Below are 18575 nucleotides of genomic sequence, written 5' to 3' on the forward strand. Positions count from 1 at the left end.
CGGGCCGGGCCTCACGGCCGGGCCGCCACCATCCAGGTGCCTTGGGGGATGTAATTGTTACTTGCCTTCGAAGGCGTCGGCCAGCGAGTTGAAGTACTCGGTGTAGGTCTGGATGCCCTCGTTGGTGTAGGTGTCGGCCGGCATGTAGACGATGTGGCCGTCCTTGGAGGCCGAGACGTTCTTCAGCGCCTCGGAGCTGTCCAGGATTTCGCTGGCCGGCTTGTAGGCCGGGTCGTCGGCGGCGACGGCTGCGTCGCGGTCCATGGCCAGGATCCAGTCCGGGTTGGAGGCCGCGATGGCCTCGACCGAGATGTCGTCGCCCTGGTGGTCGGTGCTGGAGTCCTTGACCTCGAGTGCCGGGGTCAGGCCCAGGATGTCGAAGACGGGGCCGAGCGTGCGGCCGTTGCCCGGTGCCGCGTAGCCGATCTCGCCGCCGGAGGTGATCACTGCCATGACCTTTTCGCCCGGCTTGTAGGCTGCCTTGGCGCGGGCGATGGCCGCATCGAGGTCCTCGTTGAGCTTCTTGGCCTCGGCCTGCTTGCCGAAGACCTCGCCCAGCGCGGTGGTCTGGCGCTTGAGCTCGGCATCCAGTGGCTGGCCCTCGCGCGGATCCAGGTTCAGGATGGTGGCGTTCGGTGCCAGGGTGCCGAGCTTCTCGGCGTGGTCGGCGAAGCGCTGGCCGTTGACGATCAGGTCCGGTTCCACGGCGACGACGGCCTCGAGGTTCGGTTCGCGGTGGTTGCCCAGGTCCACGATCGAGGAGTCGGTCTTGTAGCCGATGGTGCCCGGCATCAGCGACACGGCGCCGGCGGTGAGCTTCACGCCCCAGGAATCCAGGGTCTCGAAGGTGCGGTTGTCCGTCGCCACGACCGACTTCAGCGGCAGCTTGATGGTCTGCGAGCCGTTGTTGTCCTCGATGGTGACGGTGCTGCCCGAGCCGGTGGCGCCGGCGGCCGGGGCCTCGGTCGAGGGGGCGCAGGCGGTCAGTGCCAGGGCGGCGACACCAAGGAGGGCGCCGAGGCGCAATTTCAGGGAGGACATAACTTCCTTCACGATCCTGCGGCCGCGGGGCAGCCGCTCAACTGAACTGGTTCGCGTTTCAGCTTAGCCTAGCCTCACTTGATTCCGAGCAGCGGCGGTGATGTTATTCGGCTCACACCGCCCGGCCGACGGTTCCCGGCGCCGCGCTCGCGGCCGTCGCATCCGACCAAGTCAACGGGCCTGAATCCGCACGACCCCGCGGCTAGCCGGCGCGTCCGACCTTGAGCATGCCGCCGGCCGAGGTCAGCGCGACGGCGCCGCGCACGGCCAGGGTGCCCGCCACCAGCGTGCCCAGGATGACGGCCACGGAGAGCGGTGCCATGATCATCGCCAGGCCCGCCAGCGGCATCACCAACACGCCGCTGACAACCATCGAGCCGACCCCGACGCCGATGACCGGCGCCATGACCGAGCCCGTGCGGGCCTTCTCCATGGTGGCGCGTTCGACGCCGAGCATGTGCAGGCCGGCGTAGAGGTCGGCCCGGTCAAGGGTTGCCGCGGCCTGGGTGATCGCCGTGGAGCAGGCCACCGACAGGAAGGAGACGGCGATGGTGATCAGCACTCCGGTCATCACGTCCGCGCCGATGAGCGCGTCGGGGCTGCCGGGGTCGGACTCGCCCGCTGCGGCATGCATCAGCGCCGCCCCGCTGCCGCCGACCACTGCGACGAAGCAGGTCATCGCGACGCCGGAGACCTGGCGCCAGGCCTGCGCCGGGTTCTCCAGGACCATGCGGGCGGCCAGCAACTGCTCCGGCCTTTCGGCACGCTTGAGCTTGGCCTTGCCGATCAGCCCCACCGCCCACGGGCCCACCAGGTTCAGTGCGCCGAGACCGAGCGCGAAGCCGCCCAGCAGCACCGCCACCATGATCGCCAGGGACTGGAACGCCGCCATCATCGAGAACGCCTGGTAGATGGCAAGAACCAGCACCCCGACGACCAGCGCGCGGATCCAGCGTGGCGCCGGCACCTGCGTGCGGTTGCGCACGCCCAGCGGGGAGACGATGATCCTGCGCAGCCCGAAGCCCGCGGCAAGCGCCGCGGTGAGCACGACGCCGGCGATGACCAGCGCCATCGCGCCCGGCGCCAGCCACATGGCCGTGCCGATCGCCGACCCCTGGAAGTGGACAAGCCCGACGAACGGCGCGGCGCCCGCATAGAGCACGGTGCCCGCCAGTGCCCCGGCCAGGGCAACGGCAGCGGACTCGACCACGGTGATGGCCACGACCAGCCCGGGGGTGCCGCCGAGCAGGCGCACCGTGGAGAGCCGGCGGTCCTGGCTGCGGGCCGAGAGTCGCGCGGCTGCGGCGCCCAGTACCGCCAGCGGCACGACCAGCAGGACCACGGCCAGCCCGGCGAGCATCAGGTACATTCCGGTCGTCTCGTTCTGCACGCGGGTGAAGGAGAGCGCACCGGCGGTGACGGTGAGCACCAGGGCGGAGACCAGCGCGTAGGCGCCCATGGTGAGCAGCATCGGCGCGCGGCGTTCGCGGCTCGGCTTGCCCAGCAGCCAGGCCAGGGACAGGGCGCGCATCACTTCGCACCACCCGCGGCGCTGTGCTCGGCGATGATGCGCCCGTCGCGCAGGCGCACGATCCTGTCGCAGCGGGCCGCGACGTCGGCATCGTGGGTCACCATGACCAACGTGTTGCCGCGGCCCACGGTGGAGTCCATGAGCACACCCAGCACCTCGGCACCGGTGGCCGAGTCCAGCGCGCCGGTGGGTTCGTCGGCGAAGGTCACCCGCGCACCGGTGACCTGGGCGCGGGCGATCGCCACGCGCTGCGCCTGGCCGCCGGAGAGCTGGCCGATGCGCCGTTCCTCCATCCCCGCCAGGCCCAGGGCCGCCAGCCATTGCGTGGCGCGCGGCAGGGCTGCGGCCCGGGGCACGCCGTTGATCATGAGCGCCATCGCGACGTTCTCCACGGCGGTGAGTTCCGGGATCAGCAGCCCGGACTGGAAGACGAAGCCGAAGGACTCGCGGCGCAGCCGGGAACGCTCCCCCTCCCCCAGCGTGGTGATGTCCTGCGGGGCACCGCCGGAGCCGGCCAGCAGCACGGAGCCCGCATCGGGGCGCTCGATGCCGGCCAGGGTGTGCAGCAGAGTGGACTTGCCCGAGCCCGACGGGCCCATGATGGCCACCGATTCCCCGGCCTGGATCTGCAGGTCCACGCCGTCCAGCGCCAAGGTCGATCCGTAGGCGCGGCGCAGGGCCCGGGCAATCAGCACGGGATGCGGGGACGGGGTCGTTGAAGCGGTCGCTGCCGGGTTCGGCGGGTTTTCGGGTGCGAGGTTTGCGTCGATCATGCCACAAGCATTTCAGGATCCGTGCCGCCGGGCATCGGAGCGGATGATGAGATGTGCGGGGGCGTCCCTCCTACCTAGGGTGGAGAAGCAGGCCCGCCGCAGGGCACTCAGCGCGATCCCCCGGCCTGCAGGTTCCGGAGGAAGCCCAGCGAGTCGGCCGCCAGCGCGTCCTGGGTGCTGGCCAGCGGGCGCCAGATGGCTGCGGCCGCGGCCAAGGATGCGTTCTCGCCGGTGAAACTCTTCACGCACAGCGGTCCGGCATACCGTGCCACGTCCAGGGCGTGCAGGAACGCGGGCCAGTCGAAGTGGTCGGCACCGACGGCACCGCGGTCGGTGCCGCTGACCTGCACGTGGGCGATGTGCCCCACTGCCCGGGCGACGGCCGCGGCGATGTCGCGCTCCTCGATGTTCAGGTGGAAGGTGTCCAGGGCCAGGCCGAGTCCCGGGCCCAGCAGCGGCTCGAGCGCGTCGAAGGCCTGCTCGACGGTGTTCAGCAACGAGGTCATGTAGCGGTTCAGCGGCCCGACGGCCAGCGTGACACCGCGTGCTGCTGCATGGTCGACCAGCGGTGCCAGGCTGGAGCGCAGCTGCAGGTAGGTGGTTTCCCGATCCGGGTAGCCCGTGGCCCGGGTGCGGCCCGTTTCGACGTGGAACGGGCCGGCCACGGTGGCCGCACCGAGTTCCACGGCCGCGTCGATGGCCCCGCGCAGGTAGTCCTGCGTGAGGGATATTTCCCCGGGCGGGGCGTCGGCAAGGCTGCGCCCCGGTGACATCGTGCCGACGAGGACGGGGGTCAGCGCGTACTCCTCGAGGATCCGGCGGGCCGCCGCCGGGTTCCAGTCGCCGAGCTGCGCCAGCGGCAGCTCGATGGCGTCGAACCCCAGGTCCGCGACATGCGCAGCGGTTTCCCGTAGGGAGGCGTTCCCCAACCGGGCCGTCCACATCCAGGTGTTGACACCGATCAGGCGTTCCATGGCGAGTGGCTCCCCTCCTGTGGCCTGGCGGTCGCGCAAGACCCGGAACGGCCTCCCGCTTGTGGTTTCACACTACGCCCGGGCAGCATTCCCGGCGGCGTTCGCCCCGCGCCTTTCCCGCGGGAGAGTGCCCGCCAGCTGCGGCAACACCCCGCGCCACGGCCCCGGTTGGTCGATTGCGCCATTGTTGGGAAGAATGGGCGGGTGACTTCCCTGCCGATTGATGCCCCCGCCGCGCCCTGCCTGGGCCGGATCGTCGCGGACTCCGCCGACCGGATCGGTTGGCTGAGGGCCCGTTCCCAGGGCATCACCGCCACCGACGCTGCGAAGCTCTCGACCCCGCGCAGCATCCAGTCCGCGGCCTGGGACAAACTCAACGGGTCGAGCTTCGGCGGGAACCCTTACACCGAGCACGGGCGGAACCGCGAACCGGTGATCGCCGCCTGGGTGCAGGAAAACTTCGGGATCGCACCCTCCACGCAGCTCTTCCACGCGGCGGAGAACCGCATCCACCTTGCCACCCCCGACGGGTTGGGCATCCGGGACGGCGGCGCCGTCGAACTCTCGGAAATCAAGACCACCAACAAGCCCTTCAAGTCGATCCCGCGCAGCTACCTGCGCCAGATCTTCTGGCAGCAGTACGTGCTGGGTGCCGAACGCACGCTCTTCGTCTGGGAACCGCACGTGGACTTCGTCCCGACGCACGAGGAGCCGCTCACCCGCTGGGTCGACCGCGACGATGCGGAGATCGGGGACCTGATCGGCAAGGTCGACCAGCTGGTGGCCCTGCTGCAGCAACGCACCGCGGCGGCCCGCCGCCGCGAGGACTACGGGCCGGCCGCACTGCGCCTGTAGCCCCGTCAGTACGCGCGGAATCCAACCGGAGGACGCGGGTCCGCGCCGTGCGGCGGGGACGGCTGCAGCGCCACGCTGGAGAGCGCACCCCGCGGCGCCAGGTTCCCCAGGGTCAGGATCGCCGACATCGACTGGGCGTAGTGGCTGGCGATCACCAGGCCGAGCCCCGACCCCGCGTACCTGCCGCTGCTGCTGAATCGCCGCGGGCCCTCGCGCAGGAGTCCCTCGGGGTAGCCGGGTCCTTGGTCTGCGACGCTGACTGATGCTCCCTCCACCGTGACGCTCACGGTCCCGCTTCCGTGGCGGTGGGAATTCAGGACGAGGTTGGACAACACCCGCTCCAACCGGCGTTCCTCGACCAGGACGCAGACCGGCTCCACAAGCTTCAGTTCGCAGGGCTTGTCCTCCGGCAGGCCTGCGACAATCCGGGTGACAACCAACCCCAGGTCCGCCGGGACCAGGGTCGCGGCTTCGTCGGCGGACGTCAGGCGGGCCAGTTCAAGCAATTCCTCGATGAGGGTGCGCAGGCGCGTGACCTGGGAGCGCACCAGGGTTGCCGCGCGGCTCTCCTCGAGCAGTTCGGCGGAGCAGACAAGGGCCGTCAGCGGCGTGCGCAGCTCATGTGCGGCGTCGGCCGTCTGGGCCCGTTCCCGCTCGATCATCGCGGCCAGCGAGGACGCCATCTGCTCCATGGCAAGGCTCATGGTCGCCACCTCGTCCCGTCCGTCGACCCCGATCGGCGTTCCAAGTTCCCCCTGGCCGATGCGCCCGGCAGCACGGGCCGCGGTTCGTATGCGGCGGGTCAGCTGGCTGGCGGCCACCCACCCGGTGATGGTGGCCAGGGCGGTCACCGCCAGGGCGCCCCAGAGCAGGACCTTGAAGAGGTTTCCCAGTTCCTGCCGCATGCCCTCGTCGGAAATCGACAGTGACAGCAGGTGCCCGTTATGGCTCTGGACGGCCCAGACATCGTGGCCGTCGTAGTAGGTCACTACCGTATCCGGCCGCGCGGCCTCGGCCAGGCCGGCCGGCAGGGACTTGCTGTCCAGCGACATGGAGGTCGGGACGGTGCCGGTGGAGGAATAGGTGGCGGCCGAGGCGGTAAGCACGGCCACGGCCTCCGAACGCAGGCGTTCTAGGGCGCCGGCCCCCGTGGAATGGACGGCAAACGAACCGAAGACCAGCACGATCAGGAGCGACGTCACGCTCATCAGGATCCCGGTGCGGAACCGCAGGGAGGCCCACCATCTCACCGGCTCCGCTCCCCTGTTGGCCGGCACGGGCGTGCGCCACTGGTGGTCCCTCATGTGCCGATCGCCCGGTATCCGGTGCCGCGCACGGTGAGGATCACGTCCTCGGAAAGCTTGGCGCGCAGTCGTTGGATATGCACGTTGACAACCCTCTCCTCCGTCCACCCCTGGCCACCCCACACATGCTCGAGAATCTGCCGACGGCTCAGGACCCGGCCCCGGTGGTCGAGAAAAAGTTCCAGGATCCGGAATTCCGTCGCGGTCAGGGCGATCTCCTCGGTGCCGTTGCGAACCACCATGGCCGCGCGGTCGACCTGGATCCGTCCGATCCGCTCGATCTCGCGCACCTCCGGCCTGGTGCGGCGAAGCAGGGCATGGATGCGCGCCACGAGTGCCGCACCGTCGAATGGCTTGGTGATGTAGTCGTCCGCTCCCATCGACAGGCCCCGCACCATGTCGGAGGTCAGGTCCCTGGCTGTCAGGAGGATGATCGGCAACGACGCATCCGAGCTGCGGACCATGCGGGTCAAGGTGAGGCCGTCCACCTCCGGCATGCCGATGTCGATGACGGCGACATCGGGGGTTTCGGCCTTCAACGCCGCAAAACCGGTGCGGCCGTCGTCGGCAGTGCGCACCGAGAAACCGTGCCGTTCGAGAATCATCCGGGTGGATTCGCGCACGTCCGCGTCGTCCTCGACGAGCAGCACACGCGCCCCGGAGCCGGGGGCCGACGGGGACGTGCGGTCGATGAATGCCTTGCTCACGTGGCCGGGGACCCCAGGGTCTCCGGACGCTCGGCGCTGCTGACGTCGTAGCTGATGCTGTCGCCGCCCTCCAGCCATTCCGGGCGGGCACCCTCGAAACGGACGGTCAGCCGCCCGTAGACCACCGCGGTTCCCGCGTTCCGGGCCTCGTCGGCCTCGACCCGCACCGGGTAGCCCTTCAGCATGCCCTGGGCACAGTTGGGGTCGCACTCCTTCTCGAAGTAGGTCCCGGTGGCCCGGGCCCCCTCCGAACCCCAGGATTCCCACCGAAGGTCATCCAGGGCGTAGGTGCCGTTGCCGCACAGGAGGGAATACGTGCTGGGCTGGCTGACCGCGTTCAGGCTGCAATCCAGGAGGTACGCGGCATCGCCTGCGGGCCGGGCAGCCTGCGGCGCGGAATCGGCAACGGCGATGCTTGAAAGTTGCCAGCCGGCGAAACACACCGCGGCAACCGTCACAAGCGATCCGGCGGTGATGGCCCGCCATCGGCCGGACTTCGGGGAAGGGCTAGAACCCATATCAACTCCTTGGGAAGACTGGAGCTTCAATCGTTCCAGTCCAAAGACACGGTCCGGCATCCTTCAGATCACGAACCAGACACGGAATGCTGCCGCAGCCCGGGCAGGGGCACGCGTGCGGTGCTAGACCGCGGGGGTGCCCGGGACCATCGGGTTGGGCAGCACATCCGGGTAGTCCCGGTGCAGCTCGGCGATCAGGTGCTCGCGCACGTAGTTCTTCAGGTCGAACAGGTCCCCGGGGTTGCGGGCGCTGACGGCGATCGTGACCTTCAGGATGCCGCCGATGGCATCCGTCACGTTCAGCGTCCCCACGCGGCCGTCCCACAGGTCGGTTGCTGCAAGCAGCTGCTCGGTGCGGGTGCGCAGGTGTTCGATGGGGGCGTTCCAGCCCAGGTCCAGCAGCACCGTCCCGTTGATCTCGGTGCTGCGGCGCGACCAGTTCTCGAACGGCGTCGTCGTGAAGTAGGTGGAGGGGATGATCATGCGCCGCCCGTCCAGCAGCACTACCACCACGTAGGTGAGGGTGATTTCCTCGATGTTGCCGCGCTGGGTTTCCACCACTACGGTGTCGTTGACTCGGATGGCGTCGGTGAACGCGATCTGCAGGCCGGCGAATACGTTGGCCAGCGAGGACTGCACGGCGAGGGCCGCGATGACCGAGACCAGGCCGGCCGAGGCCAGCAGGCCGGCGCCGAGTGCCCGGACCTCGGGGATGGTCAGCAGCGTGCCGGCGACCGCCAGCAACATGATCAGGGCTGTGGCCACGCGCCGCAGCAGCCCGACCTGCGTTTCCATCTTGGCCAGCCGGCGCGGGTTGCCCAGGTCCATCCGGTACTTGGCCAGCACCACGTCCTCGAGCAGGCCCAGCAGCACCACGACAAGCCACGCCAGACTCAACACGAGCCCCAGCAGCAGCAGGAAGTGCCAGAGCCTGATCCACTCGCTGTCCCTGACGGTGACGGCGAGGGCGACCTTGGTGAAGGCGAAGTTCAGTGCCCACCACAGGGGCTGGCGGCCGCGGGCCGCGTCCTTGGCCAGCTCGGGCTTGCTCCGCAGGGCCCGTGCCACCACGTAGGACACCACTATCGCGATCACAGCGGCGGCCACCAGGCCTATCCCGATGACGATCCAGGGACGGATGGGCTCGGGCAGGGCGGCGGTGTTGTCGAGGACGCCGTCGACAGTGCCCTCGAGGGTGTTGTCCTGGGAACCTGTGGCAAAAGGCAGCATATGCACTAGGTTGTCACATGCCCGTGGGTGAATCCTGAAAATCCGGCGTCCGCGTAGCGAATATCTCGTGCAGGTTGCAGTGCCGCGCGAATTCGGCATACCCCCTTGCGTGGCATCGGACATGCGCGCATCCTGTGCGTGCACCATCCGTTCCACCCTTCAAAGCGTGCAAGAAATGAACAAGAAATTCGCTGCCGGGCTCGCCGCCGTCCTCGTCGCAGCAGGCCTCGGCATCTCACCCGCGGCACCACCGGCCACAGCATCGACCGCCCCGTATTGCGGAATCGCTTGGGGTTCCTCGGCGGAATCGGCGGCCCGCCACAGCACCGGCCACATCACCAACCTCCGCACCGGCAGGCATGCCTGTTTCGACAGGCTGGTGGTCGACTTCAGGGGCAAGGCCGTCGGTTACGACGTCCGTTATGTCTCCGCCGTCCACACCGAGGGCCAGGGACGGCGGGTTCCGCTCGCCGGGGCCGCCGACCTGCGGATCATCGTCCGGGCACCGGCCTACAACTCCTCGGGCACCCCGACCTACAACCCGTCGAACCGGACACATGCGAAGAACGTCTCCGGCTACACCACGTTCCGGCAGGTGGCGTTCCTGGGCAGCTTCGAGGGCCAGACCTCGTTCGGCCTGGGCGTCCGGGCACGGCTGCCGTTCCGCACCTTCGTGCTCGCCGGTCCCGGCAACACCTCCATGCTGGTGATCGACGTGACCCACCGCTGGTAGGACATGACGCCCGCGCGTCATGCCCGCGCGCCCCCGGCTCCCATGTGCCACGATTCTCTTATGAGTATCGCCCGACCCTACAAGCAAGTCGACGTATTTTCCTCCGCACCCTACAGGGGCAACGGATTGGCAATTGTCCTGAACGGTGAAGACCTCACCGACGAGCAAATGCTGAACTTCGCAAACTGGACAAACCTCGCCGAAACCGCGTTCCTGCTCCCGGCCACGGAGCCCACCGCCGACTACCGCGTGCGGATCTTCACCACCACGACCGAGCTGCCCTTCGCCGGCCACCCCACCCTGGGTGCCGCGCACGCCTGGCTCGAGGCCGGCGGGATTCCCAAGGACCCCGCGGCCGTCATCCAGCAGTGCGGGGCCGGGCTGATCGAGGTCCGCCGGGTGCCGGGCGAGGAGCCGACGGACCCGGAGCGGCTGGCCTTCAAGGCACCTCCGCTGGTGCGCTCGGGGGAACTCGAGGACGATGTGCTCGAATGGGCGCTGACCGGGCTGGGCCTGCGCCGCGAGGACGTGCTGGCCCACCAGTGGCTGGTCAACGGCCCGAACTTCGCCGGGCTGCTGCTGCGCGACGCCGACCTGGTGCTGGGCCTCGAACCCGACTACCAGACCCTGAACGGGCTGGAGGTCGGGGTCATCGGCCCCTACACCAACGCCGGGATCCCCACGGCCTCCTACGACCCGCAGGCCACCGACGAGCGTCCGGCCGGCACCCGCGAGGAACTGCGCCCGGTCTCCGAGGCCGACGAACGCCGCTCCCGCCAGCGCTTCCGCAACGTTGTCACGGGGGCGCCCGCCGACTACGAGGTCCGCGCCTTCATCCCCGGCGAGGGCCTGCCGGAGGACCCGGCCACGGGTTCGCTGAACGCCGGTTTCGGCATCTGGCTCACCGGCACCGGGCTGGCCCCGGAGAACTACACGGTGCGCCAGGGCACCCGCCTGGGGCGCTCGGCGATCCTGCACGTGGACCGCACCTCCGCGGGCGTCTGGATTTCCGGGAACGCCGTGACCTGCATCGAGGGTGTCGTCCATCTTCCCTAGTCGCAGGGCCGCCCCGCGTCCCTATGGGCGTGGCCCCGGCGCGGTGTGAGCTGCGGCTCAACACCCTGTCGCGGCACCGCCCGGAGGCGTAGGCTCGTGCGGTGAACGAGAACAAGACCGAAGCAGAAGCAGCGGCACAGGCCGCCGAAGACAAGGTGGCGTGGGGTGCCCTGTGGGCCCTGGTCATCGGGTTCTTCATGATCCTGGTGGACTCCACCATCGTCTCCACCGCCATGCCGGCGATCATGAACGGCCTGGACACCGACATCAACGGGGTGATCTGGGTCAACAGCGCCTACCTGTTGGCCTTTGCGGTGCCGCTGCTGATCACCGGGCGCCTGGGCGACAGGTTCGGCCCGCGCAACATCTTCCTGATCGGCCTCGCGGTCTTCACGTTGTCCTCGCTGTGGTGCGGGCTCTCCCCCAACATCGAGACGCTGATCGCCGCACGCGTGGTCCAGGGGCTGGGCGCCTCCCTGATGAGCCCGCAGACCATGACGTTCATTACCCGCATGTTCCCCTACGCCCGCCGCGGCGCGGCGATGGGCCTGTGGGGCGCCGTCGCCGGCATCGCGACGCTTGTCGGCCCGATCCTCGGCGGCGTGTTCGTTGACACCCTGGGCTGGGAATGGATCTTCTTCGTCAACGTCCCGGTGGGCGTGTTCGCCATCTGGCGCGTGCTGCTGAAGGTTCCGGAACTGGAGCGCCACTCGCACTCCTTCGACTGGCTGGGCGTGGGGCTGAGCGCTGCGGCGATGTTCCTGCTGGTCTTCGGCATCCAGGAGGGCAACGGGCACCAGTGGGGCCCGTTCCTGGGACCCATCGGTTCCTGGCACCTGATCATCGCCGGCGTCGCCCTGCTGGGGCTGTTCATCTGGTGGCAGGCCAAGACGAAGGCCGAGCCGCTGGTGCCGCTGGGCCTGTTCACGGACCGCAACTTCTCGCTGGCCAATGTCGCCATCGCGTTCATGGGGCTCTCGATCACCGCGATGAGCTTCCCGATGATCCTCTACCTGCAGTCGGTGCGCGGGCTCACCCCGACGCTCTCGGCCCTGATGCTCGCGCCCATGGCCGTGGTGGCCGGTGTGCTGGCCCCGGTCATCGGCAAGCGCGTCTCCCGCGTGGAGGCCAAGTACTTCGCCGTCCCGGGTTTCTTCCTCTTCGGCGCCTCGATCACCGCCTACGGCCTGATCCTGCGTGAGGACACCCCGTTCTGGCTGCTGCTGCTCCCTCCGGTGTTCATGGGCCTGGGCTCGGCAATGATCTGGCCCTCGGTCTCGCTGACCGCCACGCGCGACCTGGGCCAGGCCGACGCCGGTGCCGGCTCGGGCATCTACAACACCACCCGCCAGGTCGGTGCGGTGCTCGGATCGGCGCTGATCGCCCTGGTGATGGAATCGCGCATCTCCGCCGAGTCGCAGAAGGCCGTGGCGGCAGTCGCCAAGGCCGGCTCCGACGGTGCTTCCTCGATCGCACTGGGCGCCGGCGGCGAACCGGGGATGGGCGACGCCGTCCCCGAATTCCTGCACCACGCGTTCTCGATGGCGCTGGGCCAGTCGCTGCTGCTGCCGGGCCTGGTGGCGATCGCCGCCTCCGTGGTGGCGCTGATGTTCCGCAAGGGCTCCAAGCCCCGGGCCAACTAAACCGGCGACCCGAAACGCGAAAGCGCCGGCGGGGTCCGCAGCCATGTGGCTGCGCACCCCGCCGGCGCTTTTGTTGCGCTACGCCTTGGCGGGCTTCGCCGGCTTTGCGACTTCCTTGACCTTCGTCTTGGCCTTGCCGCGGCCGCAGACCAGGGCCACTGCCATGCCGGCCAGCCAGAAGTCCTTGGCCATGGCCCCGCCGGCGGGCGAGGGGCGCACGCCGTCGGACTCGGTCATGCCCGGGGTCTTCAGGTAGACCGCGAGCAGCGTCCCGGCAAAGGCGCCAAGGCCCAGCCCTGCCAGCCGCGAGGGGATGAACGGGGTCAGCAGGATCGCGCCCAGGGTGATCTCGCCGGCGGCCACGGCCTTGCCGAAGACAGCGGGCTCCACCTTCCCCGCCTGCGGGATCGCGTTCGCGGTCATCGACTGCAGGCCCTGCGCGGCCTCCGCGGGCAGGCGCAGCTTCCCGACGCCGCTGTTGAGGATGTAGGCGCCGGCGGTCAGCCGCAGCGCGGCATTGGCGATGTTCAAGCCCATGGGGAATTCTCCTGGTCGTTGGGGTGCCTGATGGTTCCGTTCCCACCCTATGGTTTCCCGGCGGGGCACGGCTAGGTTTGTGCGTCGCTCGGCGATTCGCCGCCGGGCCTATCGGGTTGCCCACATCGCCGGGACTTGAAGCGGCGGAACAGGGGTGCGGCCGGCGCATCGTGCTACATTCGCGTGCATGATCACCTCTTCCGCCGTGCCCGACGCGGCGTTGCGCCTCCTTGTTGAAAACGGATTCGACGCCACAAGCGTCGACGCCCTGGCCGCCGCCGCGGGGATCTCGCGCTCCACCTTCTTCAGGCGGTTCGGGTCCAAGGAGGAGATGGTCTTCGCGGACCAGGAAATGATCATCCACCACCTGGAGACCATGCTCGCCACCTCCTCGCTGGGGCCGGTGCAGACCCTGGTGAACGCCGGCCTGGTGGTCTTCGACCAACACACCGCCCGGCCCGAGGCGGCAAGCCTGCGCCACCGGCTGCTGCAGGACGTGCCCTCGCTGCGCGACCGCGAACTGGTCTCCACGCACCGCTACGAGCGCGCCTTCCGCAACCACCTGCGCGACCGCGGCCTGTACGACCTGCAGCACGGGCGCGCCCTGTGCATCGCCTTCGCCTCCGGCGTGGTCTCGGTGCACAACGACCACCTGCGGCGCTGGCTCAAGCACCCCGAAGCCACCCGCCGCCCCGAGCTGGAGCGCGAGCTGGTGGCCCTGGCCGCACTGTTCACCCCGGCGCTCGAATCCACCGGCGAGCCGGAGCCCAGCCAGCAGACAACGGTGGTCATCACTGTCGCCGGCGGCGCCCCTGACACCGAGGCCGTCGTCGAGCAGGTCCGCGAGGCACTGAACCGCAGTGCCTTGACCTGACACTCAGTTCCAGTATGCTGGTGCGAAACGACTTGACCAACGCACCAGGAAGGCCGGACCCGGCTCATGAGCATCGAAACCACCCCCACCGCGGAGTTCCCCACCGGCGTCGTCGAACCGGACTACGAGCTCTGGGGCGAGGTCGACGTCGACCCCGCGGGCGTCTTCGAGGACGTGCCGGACGCCGACCGCGCCTACTGGGACCGCGCCCGGGCGTTCGGCCTCCAGGAGGTCCGCCCGGTCATCGACGGCCACTGGGACAGGGCCGAATACCCGCTGGGTCTTGCCACCCGGATGGGCGAACTGGACCTGCTGCGCGACGGCCTGGCCGTCGAGGGCTACCCGGAGATGAGCGTGCTCGCCGCCGGGCTGGTGAACATGGAACTCTCCCGCGCCGACGGCTCGGTGGGCACCATTGCCGCCGTGCAGTCCGGCCTGGCTCTGCGCTCGATCATTGACTGCGGCTCCCCCGGGCAGATCGCCGACTGGGCGCCGAAGCTTGCCACGGCCGAGGTGCTCGGCGCGTTCGCGCTGACCGAGCCGACGCACGGCTCGGATTCAGTCTCGCTGGAAACCAGCGCGGTGCGCGTTTCCGGCGGCTACGTGCTCAACGGGGAGAAGAAGTGGATCGGCAACGGCTCGGTCGGCGGCATCACGGTCGTGTGGGCCCGCGACGAGCAGGGAAGCGTGCGCGGCTTCATCGTCCAGCAGGAATGGGAGGGCTACACCGGCACCACCATCGAGGGCAAGCTGTCCCTGCGCGCCATCTGGCAGGCGCACATCCGCCTGGAGAACGTGTTTGTCCCCGACTCCCACGTGCTGCCCGGCGCCAACAGCTTCAAGGACACCGCCGGGGTGCTCTTCGCGACGCGGCTGGGCGTCGCCTGGTCCGCCGTCGGCCACGCCACCGCCTGCTACGAGACCGCCGTGCAGTACGCCGCCCAGCGCATCCAGTTCGGGCGCCCGCTGGCCGCCAGCCAGATCGTCCAGGAACGCCTGACCCGCATGCACTCGGAGTTGGCCACCATGCAGTTGACGGTCATGCAGGCCACCCGCCGCGAGGAGGCCGGGACGCTGAGCCCGGTGCAGGCCTCGCTGGCGAAGTTCACCTGCACGCGCATCGCCCGCGCCATCGCCTCCAACGCCCGCGACCTGCTCGGCGGCAACGGCATCCTGCTCAAGAACCGCGTGGCCCGGCACATCGCCGACATCGAGGCGATCCACACCTACGAGGGCACCGAGACGGTGCAGGCGCTGATCATCGGCCGCTCCATCACCGGGATCTCCGCCTTCGCCTAGGCCGCGGATCCGCTTCCCGTCCGGCACCGCCCGTGCGCCCCACCCCGGGGCACGGGCGGCGTCCGTTTGACGTGCCCGTTCCCCGTGCGTGCCCTGCGCCGCGCCGGCGCAGCCAGTACATACAATGGCTGTGACACCGCACAACCCAGGAGCCCCCCATGAGTGATACCGTCCCCGAGCAGCCGGATTCGAATCCGCAGCAACCAGCCAACCCGTACTTGCAGAAGCCGGTGAACCCACCCCAACAGCAGCCGGGCCAGCAGCCCCACATGCAGCAGCAGCCCTACCCGGCGTACCAGCAGCCGGCCGGCAACCCGTACCAGCAGCAGCCCGGACAGCAGGGTTGGCCGCAGGCCCAGCAGCCCCCGATGCAGCAACAGCCCTACACGCAACAGCATGGCCAGCCGGGCTACCCGCAGCAATACGGGCAGCAGCCGTACGGATACCCGGGAGCCGTGCCGAAGTCGCGGGTGGCCGCCGGGCTGTTCGGGATCCTGCTCGGCGGGTTGGGCGTCCACCGCTTCTACCTTGGCTACACCGCCATCGGCATCCTGCAGATCGTTGTCACTGTGTTGACCGGCGGCATCGGCGGACTCTGGGGCCTGATCGAAGGCATCATGATCATCGCGGGGTCTTCCACGTTCCGCACCGACGCCCGCGGCGTTCCGCTCAAGGAATAGCACCGGTCCTCCCGGGTGCCGGCGCGCATCCGGGACACGGGACGGCGCTCCCGCCCCGGGGCACCCCGACTAGCTGTTGGCTCCCGGAGGAGCCGATGGCGGGGTGCCACCGGGGCCACCGCCGTTCCCGCCGCCAGGTCCGCCTCCGCCGGGCATCGACCCGCCGCTCGGCGTGGTGCGGGTGTCCACCCCGACGTCGAGCACCACCTTGTATCCCTGCGAGACGCTCCCGGTGACTGTGGCGAGCTGGCTGGCGCCGGCGTCGTCGCCGAAGACGTTGTCGGTGGCCAGCGACAGCCGGGCCATGTTCGCGACAGACGCCGAATAGCCGTCGGTGGCGAAGACCGCCTCGGAAACGTCCTGTGGCAGGGCCACCTGCGAGGTGGCGATCGCCTTGGAGACGTCGGTGATCGAGGCCTCGTCCGGGTACACCTCGAAATGGATGTGCGGCCATCGGCCCGTGTAGCAGGCGGGGAAGATGCTGGTGTAGCGCACGGTTCCCGCGGCGTCGGCGATCTGCACGCCGCGCAGGTAGTTCTCCTGCTCCACGGCCGGGGAGTACATGGAGTAGTTGCCCTCGCGGTCGCAATGCCACACGTACACAGCCACCCCGGCGAACGCGGCCCCGCCGTTGGCCAGGTCCTTGATGTTCAGCTCGAGGGTCATGGGCACGCCCTGCGCCGTGGTTGTCGAGTCTCCGAAGCTGGAGCGGATGTCGCTGCGCACGATCCCGCTCTGTTCCAGCACGTCCGGCCCGTTGGACCCGTCGCCCGGGTAGGGTCCGGCGGTCTCGTCGGGGATCTCCCCGGCGGAGGTGCCCGCGGTGCCCGAGGACGCCGCGGTCTTGCCTGTCGCCGAGCATGCCGCCAGCCCGAGGGCGAGCGCCCCGGCACCGAAGGCCTTGAGCGCGCTCCGGCGCCCCAGCAACGTCTGGACGTCGAAGCCGAGCCCCTGGTCTTCCAGGTCCTCCTTCGGCCGCGGCAGCACCCGTCCCTCGAAACGCGGGTGCGCGGCACCCGAGGGGTCGTGGCCTTGGATCGGTTCCATGGTGGGGTCCTCGTTTCTTCGTTGCTCCGGCGGAGCAGGTTCTCGTCGGATCCCCACGCTACTGACGGTGTCTATGGCGCGGCTGTGACATGCCCCGGCGCCTGCTATGCGTCGTCCGCGCTTCGATTGTTGTTCGGGGTGGCCGGTACGACCCAGTTCCCAACAGGCAAGAAGCGCCAGGCCATTGCGGTACCCGGGCGGGACGAGGCGAAGTCTACTTGGAAGTTGCCGCAGGCGCCGAGTCGACGATCTTGTAGTCGATTGCCGTGTGGCCGGTGACCTCGTTGAGGCCGAATCCGAAGGCCGCGATCGTCGCGATGCTCCGTTCACCGATTACAAGCCCGGTGTTAGGGTCGATAATGATTTCCGCGCGCTCACCCCCGCGCAACAGCTCCGTTCGGCCGATGGCCGTTCCTGACTTTCCGTCAAAGTTCTTCTGGTTCTCTTGGCTGGTCACGCCCGGAACCAATGCCAGTGCCTCGTAGAGGCCAGCGCGAAGGTCGGCCGGGACCAACCCCGACCGCAAGAGGTCGGTGATGCGGACGAAATTGTCCTCTGCGCGGGACGCCGAGCCACCGGTATAGCTGTCGTCGATGAGTTTGTAGAGCGCCTCTCCGTCTCGTGGCAGGGTATCCAGATCCGGGAACTCTTGGGAAACCCATGCGGACCCATAGAATCTTCCGTCCGCGGCATGGATGATTTCCCGCGCTTGCTGGCCTCCCCAGTCGCGGTCCAGCACCCAATCCTTCTTCGCCTCGGCCGGAACATAGACATCGATCATTTGTTGTTCCATGTATGAGTCGAAGCCTTCCCCCGAAACCATCCAATTCGCGTGCGTGCTCACCAGCAAGTATTGGCTGGGGCCCGGAACAGGGTCTATGAACTTCTTGGCTTGTTCCGCCGTGGCGCGCAGCAGTCCCGCTGCCTGCGCGCTTTGCGCGGTGACGTTGATTTGGCCAAGCACCATGAGCCCTACACCTACGGCAGCCAGGGCGAAGACCACCTTGCCCCTTCGGTGAGGACGCTTCGGTTTACCGCTGCCGACTTCTCCGTGGTTCTTCTTGCGCAAGAACCTTGCGGCTTCGTGGGCCACTGGCATCTCGACCAGTTGGCGGCGAAGAGCCTTGGTCCTGTCCGTTTGGAACTCGTTCGTATTCATCGTGCGTTCCTTCCTGGCAGCGCGGCCATAGGCTCGCAAGTGTTGCTGGTCTGTTGGTATAGGTTTCCGAGCCTGGTTTTGGCTCGGTGCAGCCTCGATTTCACGGTGCCTTCAGCAATGCCCAGAGCCGCCGCAGCGTCTCTGGTGCTGAACTCTTCCACGACGCAGAGCGTCAGGACGTCCCGGTCCAGTGGTTTGAGTTGCGTGAAGGCGTTGCGCAACGAGGTCGACTCGATGTCGCGCTGGGCCGCCTCCAGGAAGTCCTCGGCGATGTCAGTTGAATCGTCCGGCGGCGGTAGCCGGCTGAGTAGGGCACGGTACCTGCGCTGCTGACGTGTCTGGTTTCGGATCGTATTGTTGGCGACAACCAACAGCCACGGAGCCATCGAACCATTGACAACGCGGACATCCGCGCGGCGTCGCCAAGCCTCGTAGAAGACCATGGCTACAACGTCCTCGGCAACGTGCGCCGAAGCGACGATGCGCAAAGCGTGTCCAAGAACCCGCTTCCGGTGCCTGTCAAAAAGAACGCCGAAGGCGTCGCCGTCGCCGGTGGCCACCATGCGCCAAAGCTCCTCGTCGGAAGCGTCAATTTCCCAGCTCATACCCATTAA

The 18575-nt window shown here is 68.8% G+C and carries 19 protein-coding genes; 7 read left to right on the forward strand and 12 right to left on the reverse strand.

What is annotated here, in order from left to right:
* Positions 1–57 precede the first annotated feature (57 nt).
* The 4 genes from ACSYDW_RS03630 to ACSYDW_RS03645 form a co-directional block, all read right to left on the reverse strand.
* Entirely contained in the window at positions 58–1041 is a 984-nt protein-coding gene (locus tag ACSYDW_RS03630; protein WP_438337347.1) for a siderophore ABC transporter substrate-binding protein, read from the reverse strand.
* Between the two features lie 202 nt (positions 1042–1243).
* Positions 1244–2572: a permease gene (locus tag ACSYDW_RS03635; RefSeq protein ID WP_438337348.1), complete on the reverse strand. Its 1329-nt coding sequence runs from the start codon at positions 2570–2572 to the stop codon at positions 1244–1246.
* On the reverse strand, positions 2572–3345 hold the full coding sequence (locus tag ACSYDW_RS03640; protein WP_438337349.1) for an ABC transporter ATP-binding protein: 774 nt from the start codon (positions 3343–3345) through the stop codon (positions 2572–2574). Before ACSYDW_RS03640 ends, ACSYDW_RS03635 begins: the two co-directional genes overlap by 1 nt.
* Before the next feature lie 107 nt (positions 3346–3452).
* Complete coding sequence (locus tag ACSYDW_RS03645) at positions 3453–4319, reverse strand: sugar phosphate isomerase/epimerase family protein (RefSeq protein ID WP_438337350.1); 867 nt, start codon at positions 4317–4319, stop codon at positions 3453–3455.
* A 204-nt stretch (positions 4320–4523) separates the two neighbouring features.
* On the opposite strand from ACSYDW_RS03645, the gene ACSYDW_RS03650 reads away from it, so the two are divergent.
* A complete protein-coding gene (locus tag ACSYDW_RS03650) occupies positions 4524–5174 on the forward strand; it encodes a YqaJ viral recombinase family protein (RefSeq protein ID WP_438337351.1) in 651 nt (216 codons plus the stop codon).
* A gap of 5 nt (positions 5175–5179) precedes the next feature.
* Here ACSYDW_RS03650 and ACSYDW_RS03655 read toward each other — a convergent pair whose 3' ends face one another.
* The 4 genes from ACSYDW_RS03655 to ACSYDW_RS03670 form a co-directional block, all read right to left on the reverse strand.
* Positions 5180–6478 (reverse strand): ATP-binding protein, encoded by a 1299-nt coding sequence (locus ACSYDW_RS03655; protein ID WP_438337352.1) that lies wholly within the window; start codon positions 6476–6478, stop codon positions 5180–5182.
* Positions 6475–7185 (reverse strand): response regulator transcription factor, encoded by a 711-nt coding sequence (locus tag ACSYDW_RS03660; RefSeq protein ID WP_438337353.1) that lies wholly within the window; start codon positions 7183–7185, stop codon positions 6475–6477. Before ACSYDW_RS03660 ends, ACSYDW_RS03655 begins: the two co-directional genes overlap by 4 nt.
* Complete coding sequence (locus ACSYDW_RS03665) at positions 7182–7703, reverse strand: hypothetical protein (RefSeq protein WP_438337354.1); 522 nt, start codon at positions 7701–7703, stop codon at positions 7182–7184. Before ACSYDW_RS03665 ends, ACSYDW_RS03660 begins: the two co-directional genes overlap by 4 nt.
* Positions 7704–7826: 123 nt before the next feature.
* Positions 7827–8933, reverse strand: coding sequence for a mechanosensitive ion channel family protein (locus ACSYDW_RS03670; protein WP_438337355.1), 1107 nt, complete (start codon positions 8931–8933; stop codon positions 7827–7829).
* A 175-nt stretch (positions 8934–9108) separates the two neighbouring features.
* On the opposite strand from ACSYDW_RS03670, the gene ACSYDW_RS03675 reads away from it, so the two are divergent.
* The 3 genes from ACSYDW_RS03675 to ACSYDW_RS03685 all read left to right on the forward strand — a co-directional run bounded on the left by ACSYDW_RS03675 (position 9109) and on the right by ACSYDW_RS03685 (position 12365).
* Positions 9109–9666 (forward strand): AMIN-like domain-containing (lipo)protein, encoded by a 558-nt coding sequence (locus tag ACSYDW_RS03675; RefSeq protein ID WP_438337356.1) that lies wholly within the window; start codon positions 9109–9111, stop codon positions 9664–9666.
* Between the two features lie 60 nt (positions 9667–9726).
* Complete coding sequence (locus ACSYDW_RS03680; protein ID WP_438337357.1) at positions 9727–10722, forward strand: PhzF family phenazine biosynthesis protein; 996 nt, start codon at positions 9727–9729, stop codon at positions 10720–10722.
* Between the two features lie 101 nt (positions 10723–10823).
* Positions 10824–12365 carry a DHA2 family efflux MFS transporter permease subunit gene (locus tag ACSYDW_RS03685; RefSeq protein ID WP_438337358.1) on the forward strand — a complete coding sequence of 514 codons (1542 nt, stop codon included), beginning with the start codon at positions 10824–10826 and terminating at the stop codon, positions 12363–12365.
* A gap of 78 nt (positions 12366–12443) precedes the next feature.
* Here the strand turns inward: ACSYDW_RS03685 and ACSYDW_RS03690 are convergent, their stop codons facing one another.
* Positions 12444–12902, reverse strand: a complete 459-nt coding sequence (locus ACSYDW_RS03690) for a hypothetical protein (protein ID WP_438337359.1) — start codon at positions 12900–12902, stop codon at positions 12444–12446.
* A 187-nt stretch (positions 12903–13089) separates the two neighbouring features.
* Here ACSYDW_RS03690 and ACSYDW_RS03695 point away from each other — a divergent pair, with 187 nt between their 5' ends.
* The 3 genes from ACSYDW_RS03695 to ACSYDW_RS03705 all read left to right on the forward strand — a co-directional run bounded on the left by ACSYDW_RS03695 (position 13090) and on the right by ACSYDW_RS03705 (position 15755).
* Positions 13090–13776, forward strand: a complete 687-nt coding sequence (locus ACSYDW_RS03695; RefSeq protein ID WP_438337360.1) for a TetR/AcrR family transcriptional regulator — start codon at positions 13090–13092, stop codon at positions 13774–13776.
* A gap of 66 nt (positions 13777–13842) precedes the next feature.
* A complete protein-coding gene (locus ACSYDW_RS03700) occupies positions 13843–15075 on the forward strand; it encodes an acyl-CoA dehydrogenase family protein (protein WP_438337361.1) in 1233 nt (410 codons plus the stop codon).
* Between the two features lie 158 nt (positions 15076–15233).
* Positions 15234–15755: an NINE protein gene (locus ACSYDW_RS03705; protein WP_438337362.1), complete on the forward strand. Its 522-nt coding sequence runs from the start codon at positions 15234–15236 to the stop codon at positions 15753–15755.
* Between the two features lie 69 nt (positions 15756–15824).
* Here the strand turns inward: ACSYDW_RS03705 and ACSYDW_RS03710 are convergent, their stop codons facing one another.
* From ACSYDW_RS03710 to ACSYDW_RS03720, 3 genes are all read right to left on the reverse strand, one after another.
* Positions 15825–16802, reverse strand: a complete 978-nt coding sequence (locus ACSYDW_RS03710) for an intradiol ring-cleavage dioxygenase (protein WP_438337363.1) — start codon at positions 16800–16802, stop codon at positions 15825–15827.
* A 214-nt stretch (positions 16803–17016) separates the two neighbouring features.
* Positions 17017–17961: a CU044_5270 family protein gene (locus ACSYDW_RS03715; RefSeq protein ID WP_438337364.1), complete on the reverse strand. Its 945-nt coding sequence runs from the start codon at positions 17959–17961 to the stop codon at positions 17017–17019.
* Complete coding sequence (locus ACSYDW_RS03720) at positions 17958–18566, reverse strand: RNA polymerase sigma factor (RefSeq protein ID WP_438337365.1); 609 nt, start codon at positions 18564–18566, stop codon at positions 17958–17960. The genes ACSYDW_RS03715 and ACSYDW_RS03720 overlap by 4 nt, the downstream gene beginning before the upstream one ends.
* Positions 18567–18575: the final 9 nt, after the last annotated feature.

Origin of the sequence: Paeniglutamicibacter selenitireducens, assembly GCF_051550675.1 — a bacterium.
Taxonomy (GTDB): Bacteria; Actinomycetota; Actinomycetes; order Actinomycetales; family Micrococcaceae; genus Paeniglutamicibacter.

Excerpts from the sequence above, each read along its gene's own strand:
- ACSYDW_RS03630 (WP_438337347.1), bottom strand. The coding sequence starts at position 1,041 with ATGTCCTCCCTGAAATTGCGCCTCGGCGCCCTCCTTGGTGTCGCCGCC.
- ACSYDW_RS03635 (WP_438337348.1), bottom strand. The coding sequence starts at position 2,572 with ATGCGCGCCCTGTCCCTGGCCTGGCTGCTGGGCAAGCCGAGCCGCGAA.
- ACSYDW_RS03640 (WP_438337349.1), bottom strand. The coding sequence starts at position 3,345 with ATGATCGACGCAAACCTCGCACCCGAAAACCCGCCGAACCCGGCAGCG.
- ACSYDW_RS03645 (WP_438337350.1), bottom strand. The coding sequence starts at position 4,319 with ATGGAACGCCTGATCGGTGTCAACACCTGGATGTGGACGGCCCGGTTG.
- ACSYDW_RS03655 (WP_438337352.1), bottom strand. The coding sequence starts at position 6,478 with ATGAGGGACCACCAGTGGCGCACGCCCGTGCCGGCCAACAGGGGAGCG.
- ACSYDW_RS03665 (WP_438337354.1), bottom strand. The coding sequence starts at position 7,703 with ATGGGTTCTAGCCCTTCCCCGAAGTCCGGCCGATGGCGGGCCATCACC.
- ACSYDW_RS03670 (WP_438337355.1), bottom strand. The coding sequence starts at position 8,933 with ATGCTGCCTTTTGCCACAGGTTCCCAGGACAACACCCTCGAGGGCACT.
- ACSYDW_RS03675 (WP_438337356.1), top strand. The coding sequence starts at position 9,109 with ATGAACAAGAAATTCGCTGCCGGGCTCGCCGCCGTCCTCGTCGCAGCA.
- ACSYDW_RS03680 (WP_438337357.1), top strand. The coding sequence starts at position 9,727 with ATGAGTATCGCCCGACCCTACAAGCAAGTCGACGTATTTTCCTCCGCA.
- ACSYDW_RS03690 (WP_438337359.1), bottom strand. The coding sequence starts at position 12,902 with ATGGGCTTGAACATCGCCAATGCCGCGCTGCGGCTGACCGCCGGCGCC.
- ACSYDW_RS03695 (WP_438337360.1), top strand. The coding sequence starts at position 13,090 with ATGATCACCTCTTCCGCCGTGCCCGACGCGGCGTTGCGCCTCCTTGTT.
- ACSYDW_RS03700 (WP_438337361.1), top strand. The coding sequence starts at position 13,843 with ATGAGCATCGAAACCACCCCCACCGCGGAGTTCCCCACCGGCGTCGTC.
- ACSYDW_RS03705 (WP_438337362.1), top strand. The coding sequence starts at position 15,234 with ATGAGTGATACCGTCCCCGAGCAGCCGGATTCGAATCCGCAGCAACCA.
- ACSYDW_RS03710 (WP_438337363.1), bottom strand. The coding sequence starts at position 16,802 with ATGGAACCGATCCAAGGCCACGACCCCTCGGGTGCCGCGCACCCGCGT.
- ACSYDW_RS03715 (WP_438337364.1), bottom strand. The coding sequence starts at position 17,961 with ATGAATACGAACGAGTTCCAAACGGACAGGACCAAGGCTCTTCGCCGC.
- ACSYDW_RS03720 (WP_438337365.1), bottom strand. The coding sequence starts at position 18,566 with ATGAGCTGGGAAATTGACGCTTCCGACGAGGAGCTTTGGCGCATGGTG.